This window comes from Pirellulales bacterium, assembly GCA_036490175.1.
Lineage (GTDB): Bacteria > Planctomycetota > Planctomycetia > Pirellulales > JACPPG01 > JACPPG01.
The window spans coordinates 1-25,500 of record DASXEJ010000314.1; the positions used below are offsets into that span (position 1 = coordinate 1).

Consider the following 25,500-nt stretch of genomic DNA (forward strand, 5'->3'; position numbering starts at 1 on the left):
CGTCGAGGTTCATATACAATCCTCCTTCGGCTGCGATCTTCACCCACGGCACTTGGCGGTAGATCACGCGTTCGAACTGTTTGTGCGGCGGCGGACTGAGCAGGTCGCGCAAGAGAGATAGCACCTGGTCGTACGGCACGTCGGGAACAATCATCAGGTCCAACAGTCCATCGTCGAGCAGCGCCTGCTCACACAACTGAAAGCCCCCGCCGGCCTGCCGTCCATTACCGACCGCGAAAACGTACGTGTTTCCCTGCCAGGCAAAATCAGGGGCAGTAACGTTAATGCTTCGTGCTTGCAACTTGCCGATCGATGCAACCCCGGCAATCAAATAGGCCACATGGCCAAGCAGGCGCTTAACTTCCGGTGGTGTTTCGGCGGTAACCTGGGTGCCAAATCCGCCGGTGGCTACGTTGATGAATGTGCGACCATTTACACGACCGGCATCGATCGGCGTGGATCTGCCTTCGGCCACCGTAAGAAGCGCCTGCGTCAGATCGTCGATCGGTAAATGACAACCGTGGGCAAAATCATTGGCCGTCCCCATCGGCAAGACGCCGACGGCCGGGCGGACCGATGCAGAGGCATCGAGCACGCCGCTAACGACCTCGTTAATGGTGCCGTCACCCCCCGCCGCCACGATCGCGTCACAATCGGCCCGAGCGGTCGCGGCGGCAAATCGTGCTGCGTCGCCACTTTCCCAGGTGACGCTCATCTGCACCTGGTTGCCACGGTCACGAACGGTGCGCACTGCGGCGCGCAACCGCTCGTCACAGGCTACTTTGCCGTTGGCTATGATCTGTATCGTACGAGAGGGAGCGTTGCTCGCATTGATCATTTTGAGGTGATCTTGCAACGAGGGAGCGCTTTTTGCAATTGGGCGACGCCAGCGTCTGTGATTTTGGTTCCCCGCAGCCACAGTTCCGTAAGCGATAGTAAACCTGCGAGATGCTCGAGACCTGCATCCGTAATTGCAGTCTCGCCCAGAGAAAGCCACTCCAAGGATTTGATCTTTGAGATTGGCGCGAGCCCTTCGTCCGTAAATTTTGTTTTTGCGAGGGCCAAATGCGTAAGTGCAGGCAATTCCTGCGCAAATGTAAGCGATTGGTCGTCGATCAATGTGCCGTCGAGATATAGCCCCTTCAGTTTGGAAAGGTGTGAAAGATCACGCAATCCTGGCCCACGGACGTGTGTATCGCTCAGGTCAAGCTGCTCTAGATCGGTCAATTCGGCGAGATATTTCAGTCCATCGTCAGTTACTTTTGTCCCGCCGAGAAAAAGTTCCTTGAGGGATCGCAATCCCGCAAAGTGCTGCAGTGCGCGATCGCCGATCGCCGTCCAGCGAATGTCGAGCAATTCGAGGGATTTCAAACCCTCCAGATTTACTGTGCCGTCGTCCGTGACCGCGGTCATGAACATCCACAGTTGGTTCAAGCCGCGGAGCCTGGCGACATGGATCAAACCGGCATCCGTAACCTCTGTTTCGCTGAAATCGAGGCCTTCCAGGCTGGTCAGGTCTGCCACAAAGCCCAGACTCTCGTCGGTGACAGATGGATTCTTAAATAGAAAGACTCCTTTCACTCCCGGCAGGTCTCGTAGCAAGCGCAGATCATCAGGCTGAGGTGACCGGCGGCCAAGGTTGACCGTATTGACGGAGCGAAATAACTCTTCGCCCAACGCTGATCGCAGCCATTTGGGAGCCCAGAGTTTGCGAATGACGCCTACATCGTTATTCGCGTCACGCAGTTCGAAGTTATCGACCTGCATACGGCTTCCGTCGGCCTCGCGACCATAGTCAAAATATAGGTATCCTCCGAGTTCGCCCACCTTCGCGACGGCCCGTCCTTGCTGGCGTGCGCGGTTGGCGACAACCGCCAACCAAGCCATCGACATGCACAGCAACGTCACAACGAAAAAAAGTGTTCGCAGGCTATAGATTGGCCAGCGAAGTCTTTTGTGCGTCTTCTCGGTGTGGTTGTCGACCGTGGCCATCATCTTCTTTGGTTGCCTCTCCGAAATGTCGGCCGTATATCCCGCATCGGCTACGTCTTGTCGCTGCCAGACTCCGACGCGAGTAACGGCGTACGGCCTGCCCGCGGCGGCACCGGCAACCGATTTCCCGTTGCGGCGGCGCGGCGCGCGCCGACGCGACTTTCGCGATTCAACTGGGCCATGAACGCGTCGAAATCGACCTCCATGGTGTGTCTCTTCGATTTCACAAATCGGCGCAACATCGCGGCGTGCTCGGCCGCGGTGGTCGCCCGCATCTTCGCCTCGCTCGGTAGCGCATAGCGGCCGCAAAGGTACTCGGCTGCCAGACACGCCTGTCGTTCGGCTGCCGGAAAAATTGCGCCTAGTGGCTGTAACAGCCCGATGAAGAACAAATTGTCGATTCCCGGCTTGAACATGCGCAAATACAGCGGCAGATTATTGTCCGGCGCGGCCAGGAAATCTTCGTCGAAAAAAGGAAACGAGACCTTGTAGCCCGTGCAGTAAACGATTGCGTCAATCTGTTCCGTGCTGCCGTCGGCGAAACGCACATGGTCGCCGGCCAACTCGGCAATATTAGGCTTCGGCACGACGTCACCATGCGCGATGCGATCGAGAATTACCGAGGATACGCTAGGATGGGCCTCCATGAGCCGGTGGTCAGGTTTTTGCAGTCCATAGTCTTCCATACGGCCAACTTGCAAGCGCAGCATGGGAGCGAGGAATATTCGCGCAATCCACCACGGAATTCCCGGCATCACCCACTGATCAGCCGGACGTCCTAGCAAATACTTGGGAATGATGTGCGCGCCGCGCCGCGATGCTAGAAACACTTTGTTGGCTACGTAGCTGCACTCGACGGAAATATCCATAGCGCTGTTGCCCATCCCCAGGATGAGCACGTTTTTGCCGCGGAATCGTTCCGCGTCACGATAGTCGTGCGAGTGCATCTCCAGGCCATCAAACGTGCCAGGAAACGGCGGCTCCGGCCAGCGCGGGTTCCAATGATGCCCGTTGCCGACCAGCAATGCGTCGTATACGCGTTCCTCGCCGGTCGACAGACGCACGCGCCATGTGCCATTGGACTGCCGTTGCGCGTGATCTACCCCCGTATTGAACGTCACCAGTTCGCGCAGGCCGAAATACCGGGCATAGCTGCGAAAGTACTCCAACACCTGCGTGTGATGGCAGTAGTTGGGATACTCCGCGGGCATGGGAAAATCTGAATACTGCATCCGTGACTTCGACGAGTCGATGTGCAGCAAGCGGTAGGCACTGCTGCGTTTGTTAGGATTGTTGTAATACCAATTGCCGCCAATATCATCGCTGAGTTCGAAGCAGTCGAAGGGCAGCCCACGCTCTTTGAGCGCCTTGGCGGTGGTCAGGCCACTAGAACCCGCGCCAATTATGCACGAGACGGGCAGTTTGCTCATGTGACTTGTCACCTATCGAATTCAGTCGCCGCATCAGCGTTCATGATGCGGGGGAGATATCTCGCCCTCTCAACAAGGGGCATTTCAACCACACGCCGTAAGCCTGGCCAGCCTGCGCAGTGCGGACGGATTGTTACTCCGCACTTTTTTGCGCAATCGGCGCCCGGCGGTAGTCGAGCGGTGGCTTCTGCCCCGTGACGAGCAGTGATCGATATCCTTCCCTTCCCACGCGACGGGCGTGTTCGTCTTTGGCGGCCGCGATGGTCTCGGGCCGGATATAAAGGTCATACGCCGTCGCTGCCAGCACCTTGGCGGCCAGCAGCATTCCCTTGCGACCGATAGTCGTGCCGCCAGCGGCCGTGGCCTGCCAACTATGTCCCGGGGTGCCAGGCACCCAGCAAACGGTCGAAAAACCTGTGGTAGGTACGACCCACGAGACGTCTCCCACATCGGTCGAGCCCTTGTTTTGGCCCCCCTTGTTGTCGAGCACATCGCGCAGCTCATCGAGCCCGACAGGCTTGGCCAAGGTCGAGGCAATGCGCGCGGCGAAACGCTCTTCCTCGGGCGTGAATTTCAAGTCATTCAGCTCGCGTAAATTGGCCAGCGTGACGCGCGAAAGCGCATCGTTCGGAACGAGTTCATTGGTGCCCCCTAGATACTCCACTTCCAATTTGGTTTCTGTGGCAAGCGCGCCCGCCTCGGCGCATTTGAGCAGCCGGGTGTAGACGGCCTTGGCCACCTCGGCCTGCGGATGGCGTACATAGTAGTACACCTCGGCAAAATCGGGCACGACGTTTGGCGCCCCGCCGCCGGAAGTGATCACATGGTGAATGCGGGTCAGATCAGGCGTATGCTCGCGCAGCAACTCGGCGGCATAATTAGTCAACTCAACCGCGTCGAGTGCCGAACGCCCCTGCTCGGGAGAAGCAGCCGCGTGTGCGCTCGTGCCATGAAAGCGAAATTTGGCTGCGATCCTCGCCAGGCAGGTTGCATCGCCTGCGGCGTTTCGGCTGCCAGGATGCCAGTGCAGTACAACGTCGCAATCACTGAATAATCCCTCGCGCGCCATGAACACTTTCGCCGCCCCCCCTTCCTCGGCCGGACAACCGTAAAATCGCACTGTGCCCGGCAATTTGTCTTTGCCCAGTTGCTCGGCGATGGCGATCGCGGCAGCAGTCGACGCAGCGCCGAATAGGTGATGACCGCACGCCTGGCCGTAACCGTCACCGGCGCGGGGTTTTTGTTCCGGCACGGCTTCTTGCGCCAGGCCGGGTAACGCGTCATATTCGCCTAAAATTCCGATTACGGGTTTGCCGCGGCCAGCCGTGGCAGTAAACGCAGTGGGAATGCCCGCGACTCCACGTTCGACCTTGAAGCCTTGTCCCTCAAGCATGTCGGCCAGCAACTGGGCCGATTTCACTTCCTGGTAACCGGGCTCTGCCCACTCCCAAATCTTCGAGGCCGCGTGCCAGGTCGGTTCGGCCCGTGATTCGATGGCGGCGGCCAGAGCAGACTTGTCCGCACGGCACGTCTTGGCCGGTGTGCCACACATCAGGCCGACGGCCAAAAAAAGGAGAATCCTGTACCGCGAGAGCGTGCAGCAAGAAGTGAGGCAAATCATTGCATTAGTGTACACAGCCACGCGGGTGCCGCCACATGGGGGCGCCGACTTCGCAAATGTCTTGCCCCAACAAACATACTCCCAAAAAAGTGACCGCAAACTGTTTGCCCGCCCGAGTCCCGCAGGGCAAAATACCGAAACTACGGGCTCACATCAAATCGGTAATTCGCCGTTGGGCAGTGAATGGGAAATCACGGGGCCACTACGATGAATCCTGCGCAATCGCATGTCGGAATCGGGCGAACATTTTTGCTTTGCGCACTGTTATCGTGCGGATGTCCGCAACTGGGCCGTTGTCAGTGCGTACCGACCGAGGGCAAGGTGCCCGCTGCGGACAAAAAGGCCGCCGCCAAACTTGATCTCCGCTACGCGTGGCAGCCGAACCAGGATTACCAGTACGAAGTTTCGGTCGATGCCGAACTGCCGGATCGCAAACTTACGTACAAGGGATTTAGCACGTACCGCGTGCGTTCCGCCGAAAACGGCCAGTTCGTTCTATTGCACAAAGGGAGTCTTCAGCAGCATGAGGTAATGAAGCCCCAAGAGCGTGCCGCCATGCCCCGCGGCTCGTCGCGTGGGCTCGCGCATCGCCCTCCGCATCACCTGCCGGGATCGCACTACGCGATGCCGCGGTTTGCCGACCATGAAGTGACGATCGACCAGCACGGAAAGATCCTCAAGCTCTCGGGCACCACCGCTATGCCGTTGTTATTGGGCGATCTGGCATTGTTGGTTATCGAACCGTTGCCTGAGAAGCGCGAACGACAGTGGCAAGTGAATTATGGGTTGACCGTAGTCGAAAAAAAGAAAACACCTGCAAACCAGTTCCCCCGTCGGCTCAGCCGATCAGGTGCGGAAGAGGCTCCCGCCACCCAGCGCCCTGGCGGCGAGAGCATGACTTACCGGGTGAAGGGAACCGCCGGCGGCATGGTGACGATTCTCAAGCAATCGCATTTAAAAACGGCCGACGAAACCGACGGAGCCGCCTCGCGAGAACAAGAGGGGGTTGGCGAGTTGGTGTTTGATCAGAAGCGCGGCGTCATGGCCAAGGCCGAAATCAAGTTCGTGAACATGTTCAACCAGGACAACATTGCCATCAAAGTTCCCGTTGTGATGCAGTATCGCCTGTTGGATGAAGAGGAGTTGGCCCGATCAGCGGAAGAAGGCAAGGAACGACTGGCGAAATTAGCTGAGGAACGGGCCCAGGCAGACGAGGAATCTGCCCAGCCATTCTCGGACGACGAAGTACGAGAGATCGTCGCGGCGCTCAAGAACGCTAAGTCGCGTCGCGACGCTGTGCAAAAGCTAACCAAGAAGAAACAGCCCGATGAGCACCAGGAACAAATTGCTCGCGCACTGAATCCGCTGCTCGCTGATCGCGACGATGGCATCAAGCAGGCGGCCGCCGAAGCGCTAAAAACCTGGGGCACTGAGCTAAACGTTCCGGGACTGGTCAAGTTAGTGGTGGAGCAGGACAATGTGTTCATTCGTGCGCGTGCGATGGAAGCCCTGGGACAGCTCAAGGACAAACGCGGTGCCGAGGCTGTGGCGTTGCTCTTTGTTACATCGCGTGGCGATGCTCGAAAATCGCTCGAACAGATGGGTTCCGTGGCCGAGCCGTATGTTTTGCCCTTTTTGGACAACCCCGACGAAGGGGTGCGGAGTGACGCTTGCCGCGTATTGGCCGCAATCGGCACATCGAAAAGCCGCGCGAAGCTAGAAAAAATCGCTCTCAAGCCGCGTGGTTCTGACGCACAAGCAGCCCGCGAGGCACTGGCCAAGATCGAGTCACCGTAACCAGTGGTCGATGGTGCAACGCACCCGCGGTTGCAATTAGTCGCTAGCACCTGATTCCGGGCTCCGGCCCAAAATTGGCCCTCGCGCGCCGTTTCGTACTACACCACCGGATGCAATGTTCACGCAAGCGCGCGCTTGATCGTCGGCGTCGGGGAATCAAGAGACGCAACTGTTTGGCGGTGCTCTATTCTTTCGCTTTGTCCGCCGCGGCGGCGGCTGTCGGTGAATTGCGCGGGTTGTCTCCGGCTGCCAGGTCTTTGCCAGCCACCAGCGCGTCGAGTTCATTCTTCAGCTCGTCCTCTAAAGCGGGCGAAAGACCTACGTGTACGACTTGCACAATGCCGTCTTTGCCGACGATCACTGTCTGTGGAATTGAGTTGGCCAGATAAGCCCTGGCCACGGTTCCTTCTTTGTCGAGCGCGATGGGAACGTGCAGGCCTGATTCGTCGACGAACGACTTAACTTCTTCGGGCGTTTCTTGAATATTGACGGCGTAAAGCAGGACGCCTTTGTCCTTGTACTCACGAGCAACCTTCTCGATGATTGGCATGGCCTTTTGGCACGGTCCGCACCAGGTTGCCCAGAAGTCAAGGATCACGACGTTCTTGCCCTTGAGCGCCGCCAGATCGAGCGTGCCACCGCCAAGTAGATCGAGCTTGATCGCCGGCGCCGCTTTGGCCAAGAGGGGATGGGGGCCGCTTTCGCGACCACCGATCATATCAGCCAAGGATTCCGCCTTAACTGCTCCTGCGGGGACATTGAAAACAAACGCATCCTCCCCGAACTTAGGATTCTCAACCCAATCCTTGTACGTCACGGTGTCGGTTACTTTTACATTGGCAAGCGCTGCGTTGCCGCCTCGCGCGCCAGCGGCCATTTTGGCAAACGTTTTTGTCAGATCAGGTACAAACTGTCGTGGCAGGGGCTTGTCGCCTACGTCGACCCATAACTTCCAGTCAACTTCATTGCTCATGACCTCGATCAGGTGGCACTTCACGCCGTCGAGCATCACTTCTCCACCGTACTTCGCCGACTCGGCGGTCGACAGCAACAGCGTCGCAGACTCGTGCGATAAGAGCGACAACGTGACAAGCTTGGCGTTGCCAGGACTGATGACGGCCGCGGCGAGTGGATTTTGAAAGATCTTCTCCCACGTCTCAGGCGACTTCTCCTCCAAATATTTGCCTAGCCCCTGGATGAAAATCGACAAGTTGACGCCGTCACACACCAACTCACCATTGGACGCATCGGACTTTAGAATAAATGTCAGTTTGTTGGGGCGTTCGGCCTGCAGCTTTTGAACGATCACAAACGATTTTGTGTCGGCGCCCTGCGACACCTCGAGCTTAATGTCGGTCGTTACGCTGAAGCTTTTCAATCCAGCCAGATACGTCCCCATGTGCTCAAGCACTTGGCGAGCCTGCGGCTCGATCGCTGCGGACGCCCCGGGCTTATCGTTTGCAGCACGGCACGGGGCGGCAGTCGCAACCGCGAGCAGCGCGGCAACGGCAATAATCGCATTAAGTCGCAACGAAGACCGCATTGTCTGGACTCCTGGAAAGGTGAACGACTCTTGATCGCGGACGACTGCGACAACCGGCCCGTAGTTCGCCCGTCGGCAAAGATCGGCGGCACAAATACGATGGGCAATGTCCGGTTAATAGGCGATCGCCCGCGAGCTGCCAAACTCGCGTCCGAATTATATAGGCCATCTCTCCACGCGTCGTGTCGACGCCAACGGGGTGCCTTTCACGCGCCCGAACACTGGCATTCCTGGCGGCGCCCGCAAACCATCCGCAACGGTTAAGGAGCACCACGTTGTTTGTGTTCGCCGAAATAGTCCCTTCGGGGGGATGTCGATAAGCTAGTAGCCTCATTTCTCTTGCCACAGTCGATCAGGACGTAAGCCAGATCGATGTTTGAGACTGCATTTCCCTGCAATCGCTAGCATGTCGTCTACTGAAAACCGGATAAATCGGGCTACTTTTTTCTAGCGGTGGAATCCATTCCTCGTTATACTTGGGGCGTACGCGGGCCAAGCGGCTTGAGGTCTACACGCACGCCGCCTTTCATGCCAGTGCCAGGGGAAAGCTAGCGAACTCATTCTGCCCACATGTTCGTCTAACGATCGGAATGGCCGCATCCCTTGCTGAGGGACCGGCAGTGTTCCCTGGTCTGTGGGTCTTTCGAGAATCGCTATTCAGGTAGTGTCGCGCGAAGTCCTGTGCGCGGTACTCAGGGCTTCGGTAGCCCCTGATTCAAACACTCTCGCGGCTATCCCATAGCCTTGGAACACCCGAGACGCGCACCAAATTCGTCGCTCGATGGCGGATATCACGCCGCCACGATCTGACGACTGAAGGTAGCTGACGGGCGATCTCAGGATTGCACGCCGGTCTGTCGTGACGAACTTCGGCGATGAGTTTCAAGGCAATTTCAATCGATAAATACGACGCCGTCGGAGCTTTGAGGCCAGTGTTCGCATTACGTGAAGAGGAGTCAGAGAAGTTGGGAGCCTATGCAATGCAACTATTGAAATTCGTGGGTCTTTGTCTCGTCGCTACGTGTGCCTTGGGACTATCGGGCGATCATGCCGGGGCGGTGACCCTCACTGTGGACGGCAATCTTGCCGATTGGGGTTTTCACGTCGCCGACAACAACCACAGCACGTTTGTGCCGGCACCCGGACTCGACCTATTAGGGATTGACGTTCATGACCACAACGACAATGGCGGCATAAACGCCCCCTTGGACGTGTATTCGGGTGGCCAAAAATTCGACGCCGAATGCTTGGCTGCGGCTGTGCAGGGCGGCAATCTCTTTATCGCCATCTCGACCGGACAACGACCTGACAACGGCTTTACCAACTATGCTCCGGGCGACATCAAGATCGACACTTCGGGCGGAGTCTACGGTGTCGAGGTGGGCGGCGGCATTGGTGGTGGCGCCGGCAGCGCCATTACCACGGGGGCTCCTGGCGCGAGCTATACGATGAACGAAGGATTCACCACGGCATTCCATTCGACTCCCGCGGCACAAACCGCGGGCTCGGTATGGTTCAATCCGTATTTCACCTTCTTTCAGCAGATGCAGATTCCCGGTGCCACGTTCGTCGGAAACTCGAACTTTATCTATACGCGCAACACAGAAACTTCGCAGCACGCGGTCATCGAATTGTCGATACCGCTCAGCTTCTTCGGCACCAATACGATCCAGAACATCAGTTGGGCCCCCTCCTGCGACAATTCCTTCTTGTCAATTAACACCACCCAGGTGCCAGAGCCATCGTCGGTAGCGTTGGCATTGCTCGGCGCTTTCGGAGCATGTTGGACAACCCGCCGCCGGCGCGCTGTGAAAACCGCGTCGGTGTGAGCGGCGTTGTTCGCAATGCGGGCGAAGCGATAAACGTGCGATTGCGCGTAGCGCCCTCGTAGGGCGCGGCGAGTGGTTACTTCGTTTCCCGCTCGCGCTCGCTCAGCAATCCGCGCATCAAGATCTCGAGCAGCGATTGATATTGCTCTGTAAGCGATACCGACCGGCCGATGAAGTGGTTGGTAAACATCGTGCCGTAGAGCAGATTGCCGATGGCGTCCATAATGCGCTCCACGGGAATATCGTCGCGATAGCGCCCGGCATCGATCAATCCTTCGTGAACCGAGCGCCACTTCTGCCGATTCGCTTCCCGATATTCAAAGTACGTGGGGCGGCTGCGACTTTTGAAGTTGGCCCGCTCCTGAATCAACAGCTCCACGTGCTCGGGATGATCTTCAAAAAACTGTAAATAAGCGCGGATGCCCCTGGAAATGCGGTCTATTGCATCGCCGGCCTCGTCGGCAGCCTCGCCGACGGCCGCTTGCATCTGGCGCATGCCGTTATCGACGCAGCTATAGAAGAGCGCTTCCTTGCTGGGGAAATAAAGGTACAGCGTACCCTTCGCGATCCCTAACTCGGCGGCCACGCGTTCCATTTCGCAGGCACTGTAGCCGAGTTCCGCAAATAGTCGCGCCGCGGCTTCGATGATGGCCTGACGTCGCTCCTCGCGACGATCGCTTGTACAAGCTTCAGATGATGGCGTTGACGCCTGCGGATTCGACATTAAAGGCTCTTAAGAAACAGTTACATCCGACCGCCTTGCGGCGGCTTGGATTACCTCAAAAGAGTGGCTTCCGACACAACCCGCTCGGAAATGATTCCTTACTTGACGCTTCAGCCTTCCCCCGGGCAACGTTCGCGTCAGCCTTTGGACAACCTTGAACCAGCGGATGCGGTTATTTGTCCTCACCCTCGTATTGCACAGCCTTGGTAGCCGTCTATAATCTACCAAGAAGCTGGGTGACTGACTAGTCAGTCACCCAGAACGAACCGTCTTCCCTGCCGAATCCTGCCCCCCTCGTAAAGCATTCAAATGTCGCGACCCTCTGCCAGGAATGTCGCTTTGCCTTCCCAAGTTGGGTTATTTCGCCCGTCGGTTGTTCCTTTTGCAGGCTTGCTCGTACTCACGGTCGGCTTGTCCGCGATTGGCGGCTGCAATCGCAAGGCGGCCCCTCTGCCGGCCGCTAAAGCCCAGCAGGTTTTGTACACAAACCCGGTCGAGGAAACCATCTCGGAGTACGAGGAGTTCACGGGCCGCACTGCCGCAGTCAAGACGGTCCAAATTCATGCCCGGGTTAGCGGGTATCTCGACAAGGTTTTGTTTGAAGACGGTGCCGAAGTCAAAACTGGGGACATGTTGTTTCATATCGACCCACGCTGGTTTCAGGCCGAAGCCAATCAGGCTGCTGCCAACGTGAATCAGTACGAGTCGCGGATCGAGAGGCTCAATCGTCAAGTGGCGCGAGCCACTCCCTTGATCGAAAATCGGGTCAAGTCCCAAGAGGAATTCGACCAATACACATTTGACCATGCCGAAGCCAAGGCCACGCTCAAGGGGCTGATCGCCGCCCAGCAGTTGGCCGACCTGAATCTCAGCTACACGCGTGTCACTTCGCCGATTGATGGCCGGATTAGCCGCCGCATGGTCGACCCCGGCAATTTGGTTCGTGCCGATCAAACAGTGCTCACTACCATCGTTTCGATGGACCCGATTTATGCTTACTTCGACATCGACGAGCGCACGGTGCTGCGCCTGCGGCGTTTGGTGCGCGAAGGTCGGATCAGGTCGACGCGCGAATCCCAAGTCACGGTCCAGGTAGCACTAGCCGACGAAGCCGAATTCAATCTCTCAGGCGCGGTGGATTTCGTTGATAACCAAATCGATCCCAGCACTGGCACCCTGCGGTTGCGGGCCGTAATTCGCAATCCGCAACGACTGCTGTCTCCCGGCTTGTTTGTGCGCATTCGTTTTCCTGTCGGCGATCCGCATCCTGCGCTATTGATACCCGAAGAGGCCCTAGCGACGGACCAAGGGCAGCGATTCGTCTATGTGATCGGCGATAATAATCGGGTGGCCTACCGCCGCGTGATCGCCGGCATGTTGCTGAACGGTCGACGTGTGATTACTGAAGGACTGGCGGCGACCGATCGTGTCGCCGTCACAGGCCTGCAGCGGCTGCGCAAGGATCTGGAAGTCGACCCTCGGCCCCAACAAAGTGAATCAACAGCGACGGCCGCCATTGACACCTCAGCTCCCACGGTTACCGAGGCGAAAGGGCCGTCGACCGGGCCTTCTCCCGGAGCCCGTTAGACGCCGCGTTGTGGATGACGACGCAGCCGAGCGTAGCACGATTGTCGTTGCGAGGGCGGCGTAACGATGTCCTGTAACAAGTGAGCGTCCGAGCGTGTTTTCACGATTCTTCATCGATCGGCCGATATTTGCCTCGGTGCTGTCGATCGTCATCACGCTGGCCGGCGGGGTCGCCGTTTATACGCTGCCCCTCGCGCAGTTTCCGCCGGTCACGCCCCCCACGGTACAGGTGGATTGCAACTATCCAGGCGCCAGCGCCCAGGTCGTGGCACAGACCGTGGCCTCGCCCATCGAGCAACAAGTCAATGGCGTCGAAGACATGCTCTATATGTCTTCGCAGAGCACCAACGACGGCTCGTATACGCTGACCGTCACGTTCAAACCGGGCATTGATCTGAACCTGGCCCAGGTGCTGGTACAAAATCGCGTCAGCCTGGCCATGCCGTTGTTGCCCGAGGTCGTGCGTCAAACCGGTGTCACGACGCGTAAGAGATCGCCCGACATCCTGATGACGGTCAGCATCAATTCTCCCGACCGGCGTTACGACCAACTGTATTTGAGCAATTATGCCCTGATGCGCATTCGAGACGAATTGTCTCGCCTTTCAGGAATCAGCGAGGTACTGGTCTTTGGTCAGCGCGATTACAGCATGCGCATTTGGCTCGACCCCGATAAGCTGGCCTCGCGCAACCTCGAAGTTTCGGACGTCGTGAACGCCGTGCGCGAGCAAAACATGCACGTCGCGCTCGGCCAAATCGGTCAACCGCCGGCGATTTCCGGACAACTCAAGCAGATGCCGTTGGCCGTGCGCGGACGTCTCATTACCCCGGAAGAATTCGAGAATATCGTCGTTAAGTTCACCGAGGAACGCCGCTCAGTGCGCGTTCGCGACGTGGGGCGCGTCGAACTCGGCGCGCGCAGCTCTGACATCAGCAATCGGTTCGATGGCAAACCGACCGTGGGCTTGGCGGTATTCCAGCTGCCCGACGCTAACGCCTTGGACACGGCCGATCGCGTGAAGGCCAAGATGGTTGAACTATCGCATGATTTTCCGGACGGGGTAGTTTACGAAATCGGCTACGATACGACCCCCTACATCCGCGAATCGGTGGGCGAGGTCTTTAAATCTCTGCGCGATGCCGTGGTGCTCGTGGCGCTTGTGGTACTGGTATTCCTGCAAGGATGGCGCGCCTCGATCATTCCTTTGGTCGCCGTGCCTGTGGCGATCGTGGGAACATTCGCCGCCATGGCCGTTGTCGGCTTCAGCTTGAACAACCTCACATTGTTTGGGCTGGTGCTCGCCATCGGCATCGTCGTCGATGACGCTATCGTCGTCGTCGAAGCAGTCGAATATCACATAGAACAGGGATTGTCCCCCCGCGATGCGGCCATTCGCGCCATGGACGAGGTCGCAGGGCCGATCATTGCCGTCGGTCTGGTGCTGACGGCCGTCTTCGTGCCTTGCGCCTTTATCTCGGGCATCGTCGGACAATTCTTCCGGCAATTTGCTCTGACGATCGCGATATCTACCGTCATTTCCACAATCAATTCGCTGACCCTCAGCCCGGCACTCGCGGCCGTCTTGCTTCGCCCGCGACACGGCAAGCAGGATTGGCTGACGCGGATTGTGGATTTTGTGCTCGGCTGGTTCTTTCGCCTATTTAACCTGGGCGTTCGCACATCCACTTCCGCGTACATCAGCGTCGTCGGAAAACTGCTGCGGGTTCCCATACTAGTGCTAGGAGTCTACGGCGTTTTGCTGTGGCTCACCTACTGGGGTTTTCATCAGTTGCCGAGCGGGTTCATCCCCTCGCAGGACAAGGGCTATCTCGTCGCCAGCGTGCAAATGCCGGATGCCACAAGCGCCGAGCGTACAAGCAACGAAATGGCGCTGATCGAACAGATCGTCATGGAGACGCCAGGCGTCAAGAACGTGAATTCGGTAGCCGGCAACTCGTTCATGCTGAGCGCGTATGGCTCGAGCTTTGGTTCGATGTTTATCATTCTCGACGACTTCGACGAACGGAGGACGCCCGACCTTTCGGCCGATGCCATTTTGGCGTCCTTGCGCAAGCAAATCGCGGCAGAAGTGCCTGACGCGCTAGTGAATATCTTTCCGCCGCCGGCGGTTTCTGGTTTGGGGCGTGCCGGCGGATTCAAGCTGATGGTCGAGGATCGTGGCGATCTGGGATTGGTCGAGTTGCAGCGTCAGACCGACAACCTGGTGAAAAAAGGAAACGAAACCCAAGGTTTGACCGGTCTGTTCACGGTTTATAAAACCGATTCTCCGCAGTTGTACGTCGACGTCGATCGCAAAGCCTGCCTGACGCAGGGGATCAGCCTGGGCGAGTTGTTCGACACGCTGCAATCGTATTTAGGCTCGCGGTACATCAACGATTTCAACCGCTTCGGCCGCACCTGGCAGGTAATAGTCCAGGCGGATTCGAGGTTCCGCGACCAGGTCGAAGATGTCAAACGATTGCGTGTGCGCAACGCGGCGGGTGATATGGTGCCTCTCGGCACGCTGGCGACTGTCTCGCCTGTCGGCGGGCCGTTAGTGCTGACGCGATACAACATGTATCCGGCTGCCGGCATCAACGGTAACGCGGCACCAGGTTTTAGCACTGGACAAGCGATCGACGCGCTGGAAACCGTGGCGCGTCACGAGCTGCCGCAGTCCATGTCTGTCGAGTGGACCGAGCTAGCTTACTTGGAGCAGTTGTCCGGCAATACGGGCATGATCGTTTTTGCCTTCTCGGTAATCTTCGTGTTTTTGGTACTCGCCGCGCTGTACGAGAGTTGGTCGATGCCCTTGGCCGTCATTCTGGTGGTGCCGATGTGCGTGTTGTGCTCCATCGCCGGCGTGGCCATCGGCAAGATGGACATTAATATTTTTACGCAGGTCGGATTCGTCGTGTTGATCGGTTTGGCATGTAAGAACGCGATCCTAATCGTGGAATTCGCAAAATACCGGCGTGAAGAGGGAGCCGCTGTTCGCGAGGCCGTACTGCAAGCCTGCCGGCTAAGATTGCGCCCGATCTTGATGACTTCCTTTGCGTTCATTTTGGGGGTTTTGCCGCTAGTCGTGGCCACCGGTGCCGGTGCCGAAATGCGGCGTGCCCTCGGCACTGCCGTATTTGCCGGGATGTTGGGAGTAACTTTTTTTGGCGTCTTGCTGACGCCCGTGTTTTTCTCGGTCATCGATCGGCTGGCTCACCTGCACGTGTTCACGCAAGGGCCACTGGCGCGGCTCGGCGCCGGCGTATTGGCGATACTGCAACCACATGGATGGTGGCTTGTAGCGCGGCGAGGCGTCGGGGCGATCAGGCGCGTCAAGCCAGACATAGAGCCGGAGAGCGAAGCAGAACTCGCTCGCAAGGAGACTTCGTCGAGCACGCCCGATAGCTAGGAAGCCCATTAGACAAATTAGAGCCAACTGAGCACTACCCACCCGTTAACTGACTACTTGACGCTGGCAACACATGTTCTCCCGCTTCTTTATCGATCGGCCAATTTTCGCCACAGTGCTGTCCGTGGTTATCACGCTCGCCGGAGCGATCGCCATTTTTGCGCTGCCGGTGACCCAATATCCCGAGATCACTCCGCCTACGGTCGAGGTATCGACGACCTACCCTGGCGCCAATGCGCAGGTCGTGGCTGACACAGTAGCAGCCCCCATCGAGCAGCAAGTGAACGGCGTCGAGAGCATGATGTATCTCTCGTCGCAATGCACCAACGATGGCAACTACGTGCTAACGGTCACCTTTGAGCCCGGTACTGACCTGAACCTGGCCCAAGTCATGGTGCAAAATCGCGTCTCACTGGCCGAGCCGATTCTGCCAGACCTGGTTAAGCGACGCGGCGTGACTGTCAAAAAGAAGTCGCCCAGCGTATTGATGATCGTCAATTTGTTTTCCCCGGACGGCAGCCGCGATAATTTGTATCTGAGCAACTATGCCACCATCCAATTGCGCGACGAGTTGTCGCGTGTGTCAGGCGTGGGGGCCATTTCGTTCCTCGGCCAGCGTGACTACAGCATGCGCATCTGGCTCGACCCGCAGCAGATGGCGATGCGCGGTATCAGCTCGGCCGACGTGGTTCGCGCCATTGAACAGCAAAACACGCAAGTTGCCGCAGGGCAGATAGGGCAACCACCAGCGCCGACGGGCCAGGTCTTTCAGTACACCATGACCACCCTCGGTCGGTTGGCCGAGGAGCTGCAATTCGGCGACATGATTCTGCGGGCCGACACCGAACGTCGCATTATCCGGCTGCGCGATGTCGCCAAGACCGAGCTGGGCGCCTTGGCGTATGATCAGGTCTGCACGTTGGACACGCAGCCCTCTGTGGCGCTATCGATCTATCAGCGTCCCGGATCCAACGCACTCGACACAGCTGAGATGGTGCGCGCGAAAATGGACGAGCTCAAGGCTCGCTTTCCTGAAGGAGTCGACTACGCCATCGTTTACGATACGACTCCGTTCATACGCGAGTCGGTCAACGAGGTTTTCGGTGCACTGCGCGATGCCGTGATCCTGGTGGCGATCGTGGTACTGGTCTTTCTACAAGGATGGCGGGCCGCGATCATTCCGCTCGTAGCCGTGCCGGTGGCAATTATCGGCACATTTGCCGCAATGGTAGCCGCGGGATTCAGCCTGAATACCCTCACGTTATTCGGCCTGGTGCTGGCCGTGGGCATCGTCGTCGATGATGCCATCGTGGTGGTGGAAGCGATCGAGCATCATATCGAAGAGGGTCTTGCGCCGCGTGACGCGGCCGTGCAAGCGATGCAAGATGTCGCTGGCCCCGTTATCGCCGTGGGTTTAGTGCTCACGGCCGTTTTCATTCCTTGCGCCTTTATTTCTGGCGTGATTGGCCAATTCTTCAGGCAGTTCGCCGTAACGATCGCGATTTCGACGATCATATCAGCGTTTAATTCATTGACGCTTAGCCCGGCACTCGCGGTGCTGTTGTTACGGCCGCGATCGTCCGGTCATGGCGAGGCATTACCGCGCCTCGGGTTGGCCATTGCCGGAGCCTGGGGCGGCGTGCGATTGCTGGCTCCGTATTTGGAAGAATGGATCGCCACGCCGCTGGCAGACTTGCCGCTGGGGCTCGGCTCGCCCTGGCCCTGGATCGGCGGCGCAATCGGGACGATCGTAATCTGGTTCACCAGCGGCCTGATCAACGCGGCACTTCTCTGGGTGTTCCGCGTCTTCAACTATGGGTTCAATTTGCTGACTGGCGGGTACGTGGCCAGTGTGAGCTTTCTATTGCGTGTCAGCGTTATCGTCCTGGTACTCTACGCGGGTTTGACCGCCCTGACGTTCAAAGTGTTCACCGAAACGCCTACTGGCTTCATCCCCTCGCATGACAAAGGCTACTTGATCGTCAACGTGCGTTTACCCGACTCGGCGTCGCTCGAACGAACGCAGGCGGTGATGAAATCGATCGAGTCCATCGCCGACGCACGGCCCGGTGTCAGCCACACGGTTGCGATCGCCGGGCAATCGCTGTTGTTGGGCGCCAATGCCCCCAACTTCGGATCGATGTACGTGATGCTCGACGAATTTCACGATCGTGCCGTGAACGGACTTACTGCCGATGTGATCGCCGGGCAGCTCAAGGAACTTTTCGAAGAACAAGTCCGCGATGGAGAGATCAACATCCTGGGTGCCCCGCCCATTGATGGGCTCGGCACGGCGGGTGGATTCAAAATCGTCATTGAAGATCGCAGCGATACCGGCATTACCGCGCTCGAAGCCGTCAGCGGCGAAATCGTCAAGCAGGGGAACGATTCTGCTGGCCTACGCGACCTCTTTACAAGCGTGCGCGCCAACACGACGTGGCTTTATCTCGACATTGACCGCGCCGCCGTCAAGGCGATGGACATCTCGATGTCCGATGTGTTCAACACGCTGCAAGTCAACTTCGGGTCACTGTACGTGAACGATTTCAATCGCTTTGGCCGCACCTGGCAGGTCAACGTGCAGGCCGATGCCCGCTATCGAATGCAGCCCGACGATCTCAAACGCCTTTACGTGCCAGGCAAGCAAGGGCAGATGGTCCCATTCTCGGCCTTCACCAAGGTCAACGAAGTCAGCGGACCCGTTATGCTCGTGCGCTACAACTTGTATTCGTCGTCCTTCATCAATGCCGATGCAGCCCCTGGAACTAGCTCGGGCGAGGCCATCAATCAGCTACAAGAACTTGCCGAAAAGAATCTAGGTCCCTCAATGCGGGCCGAATGGACGGAACTGGCCTTTTTGCAGCGACGGGTCGGTAACACGGCCATGTTCGCCTTCATATTGGCCGTGGTGCTCGTATTTTTGGTGTTGGCGGCGCAGTACGAAAGCTGGTCCTTGCCACTTGCCGTAATTCTGGTGGTGCCCATGTGCTTACTGTGCTCGGTCGTCGGCGTGATCGTGGCCCATATGGACATCAACATCTTCACGCAGATTGGCTTCGTCGTTTTGGTGGGTCTGGCGTGCAAGAACGCCATTCTGATCGTCGAGTTTGCCCGCGCCAGACAAGTGGCCGGGGTCGACCGATATCAGGCGACTCTGGCCGCCTGCCGCCTGCGATTGCGGCCGATCATTATGACCTCGTTTGCCTTCATCTTCGGCGTCGTGCCACTGGTTTTGAGCGAAGGAGCTGGGGCCGAAATGCGTCGCACGCTAGGCACTGCGGTGTTCGCCGGCATGCTCGGCGTGACGATCTTTGGCATCTTCCTGACGCCGGTCTTCTTTTACGTCATCCAAGGCGTATCGGACTGGCGCGAGCGCAACAGGTCCGCATAAAATGATCGAGACCGACCAGGGTCGTCCCGCCTGCCGGCGGTGGACATCCCTGGTGTCGGCCCCGAATCCCATGAAACGCCCTAGTCGTCAAGACGCTGGCGTGCCCGCGGTCGTCGTCGGCGTCGAACCTGATGTGACGCCCCCGGCCGTGGTTCCAGTGCCGGTAGATTGTCGATTCCACCAGTTTTGCCAGGCCGCGTGCTCGTCAGCCCTTTGGGTGCGCCGCGCTGCTTCGAGATTACGGTCGGCGTTGTGGAGACTGTGCTCGTCGGCCTTGGTTTGCGAACGATCGGCTTGATAGGTTTGCTTATCCGCGCCCAGCTGAGATTTATCCTGTGCAATCTTGCTGGCACTTGCCCCGGAGCTCTCGTCCCGATGCAATGTGCGCTCGTCGCTGCGGACATTATTGCGCGCTGTATTCATATTGCGCATGTCGGTGCCAACCTGGCGGCGATCAGACGCCACAGTGCTACGGTCGGCCTTGACAGCCGAATTCGCCTGCCCGAGCTGGCTGGTACTACCCTTTCCGGCAGTGCTCTGGCCAACGCTGCCGGTGCCATTCAGGCCCTGGCGGCTCATGCCGTCGCGAAACATTCTCTGCCAGGGCGAGTTCCCTCCGCTGCGGGCAGCGTTGAGATTTCGCTCATCGTGGCGGAGGTTGTGCTCGTCGCGACCTTCCTGACGTCGATCGCCCCGGTAGTTCTGCCCGTCGGTGCGGAGCTTAGACATGTCCTGCTTTAGCTGGGCGGTATTGCCGCTAGCCAAATCCTTGCGCACCGCGCTAAAGTCTTTGCCAAGCGCCGCGCGATCCGCTCCGGTTTTACTTTTAGCCGCGGCTAAAGCGTGGCGATCCTGCCCGACTTTGCCTTTGTCGTGTTGATCGTGGTGAGAGTGGTGATGATGGTGGTGTCCCCCGCTCCCTTTGCCTCCGCCATTCATGTGGCTACCTACATGAAGGCCACCACCACCACTGTGGCCGCCCCCCTTGCCTCCTCCGCCATGTCCACCGCCGCCGCTACCACCTCCGCCCCCGCCGCCACCACCGCCGTGGGCCAGAACCTGGGTCGGTGCTAGATAGGTCGCGACCAGGCATACTAAGCAAACTGCGATGAGCCGGCGAATCATGGTTGCGCTCCTCATTTCACGTATGGTGTGAATCAGTGTGTTCCGACAACTGTCGTTCAGTGACAAAGTGCTCCTACCAGGGTTTTCAGCATCCTAGTGTTCACTAAAACCGTATCATTCAGCGGTTGAGGACTTGAGCCAAAGCGGCCCGCCGGGATTACCTCTCCGTTAGGAGCCGGCCGAGCGGATACGATTGTGACGCTCGCACCGGGTGGAACGCCTGCGGACAATGGCCGACCGTTGCCGCGAGCCCGCTTAGAACAGGCTCGGATTGCCTCGGATACGAGGGTTTAGTAGGTTACCCTGGCTTACGACCGGCGGACTTCGGTCGCTCTCGTCGACTCAGACCTGCGAGTTTGCATGGACGCAAATGTGCCCTCGAAAGCGAAGTTCCAGGCAACACGGCGACGGCTCGTAGTGTTGCGACTCATGGCGGTCGTGATGGCGGTTTGTGTGACCCTGCTCCTCGCCGAAGCCGGGCTGCGACTGGTCGGCTACAGTCCGGCCTATTTGAACGCGATGGGCAGTTTTCACGAGGCGGACCAGATCACTGGGCATCGCGGCAAGCGCGATTTCAGCGCGCGATTCAAAACACCGCAATTCGACACCCTGGTGGTGCATAACGAGCGGGGTTTTCGTCAGCAGGAGCATGAGAACCCAGAGCCATCGACGGCCCATCGCCTGTTCGTTTTTGGCGACTCGTTCGTGTGGGGATGGGGGGTATCTCAGGGTGAGGTATTCACCGATCAGCTCAGTCGCAAATTACCCGATTGGCACGTCGAGAACCTCGGCATTAACGGCACAGGCACCGTGGCACAATACGAGCTGTTTTCAGCGGAATGCCGCGATTCTCTCACTCCGGGCGATGTTGTGTTACTCACCTTTTTCGGCAACGATTTCACCGACAACGTCGAGGGTGCACGCCGAGCAACGATCCAAGATGGCAAGGTTGTCACGCTGCCGGCTGACTCACCATTGCGCGGCGGCTGGCAGAGGATGCTGCAGGAATCGTCATACCTGTTCAACTGCCTATCGTATGTCGTAAACCGGTGGCAGCTCGATCGTCGGCTTCGTCGCGCCCACGAGCAAGCCGTGGTACTCGCCGCTGCGGCCGAAGTCGAGTATGCAAAAAAGGCCGAAGCCCAACATGCCCTAGCGGCTGCAATTCCGCAGGTCCCCGCCTCTACGACTGCAGTTTTGGGCGATACCACCGCTGCATCCGCCCCCCCAATCGCGAGCACCGAATCGGAAGCCGACCTCTCGCCTGCCGCCGCTGACAGTGCAGTATCGCCCGACGATTCACCGCCGCAAATCGTGGTGACCCGTCACTTTTTGGAAAAGTGGAAACAAGATTGCGATCGCCACCAAGTGCGATTTCTAGTGGCTTATGTGCCCGGAGTCGCTGAACTCGACGAGGGGGGCAACGCGGCGATGGCCATGGAGGAGCGGGCTCTCCGGCAGACTTTCTTTTACTGCGCGGATTCGCTAGGCATCGACGTGATCGACCTGCTGCCTGAAATGCTGGCCGCCAAGAAATCCGGTGGGATTGATCAATTGCTGATCCCAGCCGATGGGCACTGGAATGCCGTGGGACACGGTATTGTCGCCGATATCGTGGCGGCACGGCTACCAGGTGCCTCGATGGCACGTCGCTAGCGGCAGAAGCATGATCAGTAGGTCGCAATAACGCCTGCACCGACGGTCGGCGACCGCAATCTCGCCCGAGAATCAACGTCGGTTGACACGCCCCTGCTATTGCGACAGGGGAGCAGAACGATGCCGGTGAACGAGCGTCCGAATCCCGCGTGCGCCGAGCCGCCCGCCTTAGCGGGCCCAATATGTTGTTGGATTTGCTCGCCATTTTTTCCTTGCGATTCGCCTCCGCCTCATTTCTAATTGAGCCGAACAATGACCGGGATTCACGTGGCGTAGTTTTCGGCATTGTCCTCGGGCACCCTAAGAGCGCCATTCGATGTCGCTTCGGGAACGGAAGAGATCCATCGGGCGGGTGATTCTCTGCGCTGCGACTGCCGCAGTAGCTGTGTGCCTTTGTCCGCGTTGGGTAAACTCTGCGGTCAATTGGGTCGTCGCGCCACCGGGCACCACGATCGCCGCTTCGGACAAAGACGAGTCGAAACGCCCGTTTCGACTCATCGCTCAGTCAACCGACAATACCGAGGCTTGGCAGGACTTCGACCGCCATCGGCAACGCGGCACCTGGGAACGGGCCTTCAAGGCACTTGAAAAAGCTAAGGCGTCGAATCCCAACGCGCTAGTTCCTCGCGACGACGACTTTTACATTCCGAGCCGCATGTATACCCGCCAGCTGTTGGCCAGCTTGCCGCAGGCGGGCAAGGACGCCTACCGAATATTCAATGATCCAGAAGCCAAGAAGCTTCTCGACGCTGCGCAGGGTAAGGACGAAGCCAGCCAACTAGCCGACCTGGTCGAGCAGTACTTCCTGTCGTCGGTGACTGACGTTGCGGCCGATCGACTTGGCGATCTCGAGTTCGAGCGTGGCGATGTCGAACAGGCCGCAGACCGCTGGCTGTCTGTGTTGCGCTACCGCCCGGAAAGTTCGCTCTCGCGGGCGCAACTACTTACGAAAGCAGGCATCGCGCTGATCCGGGCTGGTCGCACGGACGAGGCACGCGGCATTGCCCGGCAATTGCGCGAGCGATATGCCCAAGACACGGTGCTACTAGGTGGCCGCGAGGTCAACGCGCTGGCCCATTTAACCGCGGTATTAGCCGGACCGTCAGGCGCGAAGCAAGACCAACAGGATATCAGCTCGGCAGATCTGAGCTTTGCGGCCGATGGCCATGCGCTGTGGCGTTTCCAGATTCTCTCGCCGGCCAGTGCCAAGCAGTTGGCAGAAGCCAACAACGGCTGGATGTGGAACGGCTCGATGATTCCGACTGACCTGGTTCCTCCCACTGCGACCGACGGCGCGCGCGTCTATGTAAATTACGTGGGGTATGGATTCGCATTGGACCTGAAAACCGGCAAGTTAGTCTGGCGAACGGCGAAGTTTCACGACGTCGTGCAGAAAATGCGGCAGAACCACCGGTTGCTTCCCGAGCACTTTGGCATCTGCACGGCCGCGGATCGAGTCTTTTTCGTCGCCCGTGATCCGGCCAAGATGAACGAGCAGAATCAACCTTTTCTGCTGAGCTGCCGCGAGACTGCGACCGGCAAGGAGGTGTGGTCCTCCGACAAAGTCGAGACGTTGAAAACTTGGCACATTTGGGGTTCGCCCACTGCGTCGGGCGACAGGGTCTACGTTTCGGCCCTGCAAGCCGGCAAGAATCGTGATCTACATGTTTTGGCCATCCAGGCATCCGACGGCAAGTTGCTGTGGTCCACGCATTGCGGAACCTATCAAGCCGACGAATCGCAACTCTACAACCAACGCGCGAGCAAGCCGGCTTTGGTACTGCAGGGAGAACGACTGTACATCGACACCCACATCGGCTCGCTGCTTTTGATCGACACCAAGAGCGGTGCGACCTTGTGGGGCTTCAACTACGATGCGGATCCACCCAGCACCGACTATTGGTGGGGCGAGCCAAGACCGTTGCTAACGGCCGGGCCACCCATCATTTCCGATGACATGCTGTTCGTTAAAGGAATGCGATCCTCGCGGCTCTGCGCCGTGCAGCTCTCTGGTCCGTCGGTGGCATTCAAGCGTGCTGTCGGCACGCCGGCCATTCTGATCGGCGGGGACGAAGATCGGTTGTATCTCGGCGGCGACGAAATCATCGCTATCGATCGCAAGACGCAAAAGCTTCTGTGGGCCACGAAGGTTCCCATCGCGACCGACTACACGCGCCCCATCATGACCGCTGGTCGCCTGTATCAGTTCACGCCTCGTGGCATCTTCGAGATCGACAAACTGACCGGTGACGTCATCAAACGACATCGCGGTAGCGACCTGGACTCGCTCGGCGGAACGCTGCGGATCGAGGGCTCGACGCTGGTTAGCGTTTCGAACCTGGCCGTCACTGCTTATGCGTTGTCGGGTGAGCGCGCGGCCGCTCCCGCGGGAGCGGCAGGACAGTGATGCACTTTCGCTCTCGGATTGACACGCGCCCTGTAACAACTACGAAGGCTACGCTTCTGGCCGGTAGACACCCGCGAGGTTCCTCAATGAGACGGTTGGCTGCATTATTTTTATTTGCTGCGCTGCTGCTGTTAGCTCCCTACACGCAGTGGGTTCATGGGCAAACGATATCGGACACGGACTCCGCCGAGCACACACGTGGAATCACCGTATCGGGAAGCGGCGAAGTGCGGGCCAAACCCAACATGATTGAAGTGCAACTCCGTTCGGCGGCCAAGGCGGAATTGACCGGCGACGCCATTGTCAAATATCGCGACGCCAAGAAACGAACCCTGTCGGCCTTCACGGGTCTGAAGATCGAGAACATCGAAATCGAAGAGGAAGGTCTGTCGATCACGCCTGGTAATGCCGCCGAAATGATGCAGATGATGTGGCGCGGCATGGCCAATACGGCATCGAAAACGCAGATCGAGTTGGCCAGTACGCTGACGGTGCGTCTCAAGGGTATCGACACTCTCACCCCGGAAGAGATGACTGAAACCATTGGAAAGATCTTGGACGTCGCGCAAGATTCCGGTGCCACGGTGGGGCCATCGCAAGAGGAAGCCGCTATGGCCCGTTGGAACGGTCGCATGCAGCACGGCGGCATTGTGAAGTTCGTTCTTAACGACATCGCCGAGATTCGCGAGAAGGCCTATGCCAAAGCTGCCGAGGATGCGCGCACGCGCGCCACACGGCAGGCCAAGCTGTTTGGCGTCGAACTGGGGGACATCGTCAACGTCCAAGAAGTTTTTGTATCGGGGGACAACAACAACTCTTCGCGGCAGTTCAACCCTTGGTATTACGACGGACCGTCCGACAATAATGAGAAAGCATCGCGGATCACTTCGGATTCGCTGACCGAGATTCCGTTTCGCGTGAAGTTGCTGGTTCGTTTCGGGATTCGCCCGGCCGCAGCCAAGGCCGGCGCCGACTAAATAGACCAATCG

15 protein-coding genes are annotated in these 25,500 nt (G+C 58.4%); 8 read left to right on the forward strand and 7 right to left on the reverse strand.

Annotated elements, in window-relative coordinates; translation table 11 throughout:
* From yegS to VGG64_24215, 4 genes are all read right to left on the reverse strand, one after another.
* On the reverse strand, positions 1-838 hold an 838-nt coding region (gene yegS / locus VGG64_24200), incomplete at its 3' end, for a lipid kinase YegS (protein ID HEY1602729.1).
* Complete coding sequence (locus VGG64_24205; protein ID HEY1602730.1) at positions 835-1,992, reverse strand: hypothetical protein; 1,158 nt, start codon at positions 1,990-1,992, stop codon at positions 835-837. The genes yegS and VGG64_24205, both read right to left, overlap by 4 nt.
* A 50-nt stretch (positions 1,993-2,042) precedes the next feature.
* Positions 2,043-3,422, reverse strand: coding sequence for an NAD(P)-binding domain-containing protein (locus VGG64_24210; GenBank protein HEY1602731.1), 1,380 nt, complete (start codon positions 3,420-3,422; stop codon positions 2,043-2,045).
* A gap of 133 nt (positions 3,423-3,555) precedes the next feature.
* On the reverse strand, positions 3,556-5,043 hold the full coding sequence (locus tag VGG64_24215) for an amidohydrolase (protein ID HEY1602732.1): 1,488 nt from the start codon (positions 5,041-5,043) through the stop codon (positions 3,556-3,558).
* A gap of 321 nt (positions 5,044-5,364) precedes the next feature.
* On the opposite strand from VGG64_24215, the gene VGG64_24220 reads away from it, so the two are divergent.
* Positions 5,365-6,840, forward strand: coding sequence for a HEAT repeat domain-containing protein (locus VGG64_24220; GenBank protein ID HEY1602733.1), 1,476 nt, complete (start codon positions 5,365-5,367; stop codon positions 6,838-6,840).
* Positions 6,841-7,024: 184 nt separating this feature from the next.
* On the opposite strand, the gene VGG64_24225 is transcribed toward VGG64_24220, so the two are convergent.
* On the reverse strand, positions 7,025-8,383 hold the full coding sequence (locus VGG64_24225) for a DUF2092 domain-containing protein (GenBank protein ID HEY1602734.1): 1,359 nt from the start codon (positions 8,381-8,383) through the stop codon (positions 7,025-7,027).
* 980 nt (positions 8,384-9,363) lie between these two features.
* Here VGG64_24225 and VGG64_24230 point away from each other — a divergent pair.
* A complete protein-coding gene (locus VGG64_24230) occupies positions 9,364-10,212 on the forward strand; it encodes a PEP-CTERM sorting domain-containing protein (protein HEY1602735.1) in 849 nt (282 codons plus the stop codon).
* A gap of 76 nt (positions 10,213-10,288) precedes the next feature.
* Here VGG64_24230 and VGG64_24235 read toward each other — a convergent pair whose 3' ends face one another.
* Entirely contained in the window at positions 10,289-10,936 is a 648-nt protein-coding gene (locus tag VGG64_24235) for a TetR/AcrR family transcriptional regulator (protein HEY1602736.1), read from the reverse strand.
* 339 nt (positions 10,937-11,275) lie between these two features.
* Between VGG64_24235 and VGG64_24240 the strand changes: the two genes are divergently transcribed.
* From VGG64_24240 to VGG64_24250, 3 genes are all read left to right on the forward strand, one after another.
* On the forward strand, positions 11,276-12,523 hold the full coding sequence (locus VGG64_24240; GenBank protein ID HEY1602737.1) for an efflux RND transporter periplasmic adaptor subunit: 1,248 nt from the start codon (positions 11,276-11,278) through the stop codon (positions 12,521-12,523).
* A gap of 94 nt (positions 12,524-12,617) precedes the next feature.
* On the forward strand, positions 12,618-15,932 hold the full coding sequence (locus VGG64_24245) for a multidrug efflux RND transporter permease subunit (GenBank protein HEY1602738.1): 3,315 nt from the start codon (positions 12,618-12,620) through the stop codon (positions 15,930-15,932).
* A gap of 73 nt (positions 15,933-16,005) precedes the next feature.
* The gene (locus VGG64_24250) at positions 16,006-19,323 is read left to right on the forward strand and encodes a multidrug efflux RND transporter permease subunit (protein ID HEY1602739.1); all 3,318 of its coding nucleotides are present in this window, start codon (positions 16,006-16,008) and stop codon (positions 19,321-19,323) included.
* Between the two features lie 87 nt (positions 19,324-19,410).
* Here VGG64_24250 and VGG64_24255 read toward each other — a convergent pair whose 3' ends face one another.
* Positions 19,411-20,448 (reverse strand): hypothetical protein, encoded by a 1,038-nt coding sequence (locus tag VGG64_24255; protein HEY1602740.1) that lies wholly within the window; start codon positions 20,446-20,448, stop codon positions 19,411-19,413.
* A gap of 360 nt (positions 20,449-20,808) precedes the next feature.
* Between VGG64_24255 and VGG64_24260 the strand changes: the two genes are divergently transcribed.
* The 3 genes from VGG64_24260 to VGG64_24270 all read left to right on the forward strand — a co-directional run bounded on the left by VGG64_24260 (position 20,809) and on the right by VGG64_24270 (position 25,488).
* Entirely contained in the window at positions 20,809-22,104 is a 1,296-nt protein-coding gene (locus VGG64_24260; GenBank protein ID HEY1602741.1) for an SGNH/GDSL hydrolase family protein, read from the forward strand.
* A 316-nt stretch (positions 22,105-22,420) separates the two neighbouring features.
* Positions 22,421-24,511 (forward strand): PQQ-binding-like beta-propeller repeat protein, encoded by a 2,091-nt coding sequence (locus VGG64_24265; GenBank protein HEY1602742.1) that lies wholly within the window; start codon positions 22,421-22,423, stop codon positions 24,509-24,511.
* Between the two features lie 86 nt (positions 24,512-24,597).
* Positions 24,598-25,488, forward strand: a complete 891-nt coding sequence (locus tag VGG64_24270) for an SIMPL domain-containing protein (protein ID HEY1602743.1) — start codon at positions 24,598-24,600, stop codon at positions 25,486-25,488.
* The last annotated feature ends 12 nt before the right edge of the window (positions 25,489-25,500 follow it).

Coding starts and splice junctions, on each gene's coding strand:
- VGG64_24270 (HEY1602743.1), top strand. CDS start 24,598: ATGAGACGGTTGGCTGCATTATTTTTATTTGCTGCGCTGCTGCTGTTA.
- VGG64_24230 (HEY1602735.1), top strand. CDS start 9,364: ATGCAACTATTGAAATTCGTGGGTCTTTGTCTCGTCGCTACGTGTGCC.
- VGG64_24250 (HEY1602739.1), top strand. CDS start 16,006: ATGTTCTCCCGCTTCTTTATCGATCGGCCAATTTTCGCCACAGTGCTG.
- VGG64_24215 (HEY1602732.1), bottom strand. CDS start 5,043: ATGATTTGCCTCACTTCTTGCTGCACGCTCTCGCGGTACAGGATTCTC.
- VGG64_24235 (HEY1602736.1), bottom strand. CDS start 10,936: ATGTCGAATCCGCAGGCGTCAACGCCATCATCTGAAGCTTGTACAAGC.
- VGG64_24205 (HEY1602730.1), bottom strand. CDS start 1,992: ATGGCCACGGTCGACAACCACACCGAGAAGACGCACAAAAGACTTCGC.
- VGG64_24225 (HEY1602734.1), bottom strand. CDS start 8,383: ATGCGGTCTTCGTTGCGACTTAATGCGATTATTGCCGTTGCCGCGCTG.
- VGG64_24255 (HEY1602740.1), bottom strand. CDS start 20,448: ATGATTCGCCGGCTCATCGCAGTTTGCTTAGTATGCCTGGTCGCGACC.
- VGG64_24260 (HEY1602741.1), top strand. CDS start 20,809: ATGGACGCAAATGTGCCCTCGAAAGCGAAGTTCCAGGCAACACGGCGA.
- VGG64_24265 (HEY1602742.1), top strand. CDS start 22,421: ATGTCGCTTCGGGAACGGAAGAGATCCATCGGGCGGGTGATTCTCTGC.
- VGG64_24210 (HEY1602731.1), bottom strand. CDS start 3,422: ATGAGCAAACTGCCCGTCTCGTGCATAATTGGCGCGGGTTCTAGTGGC.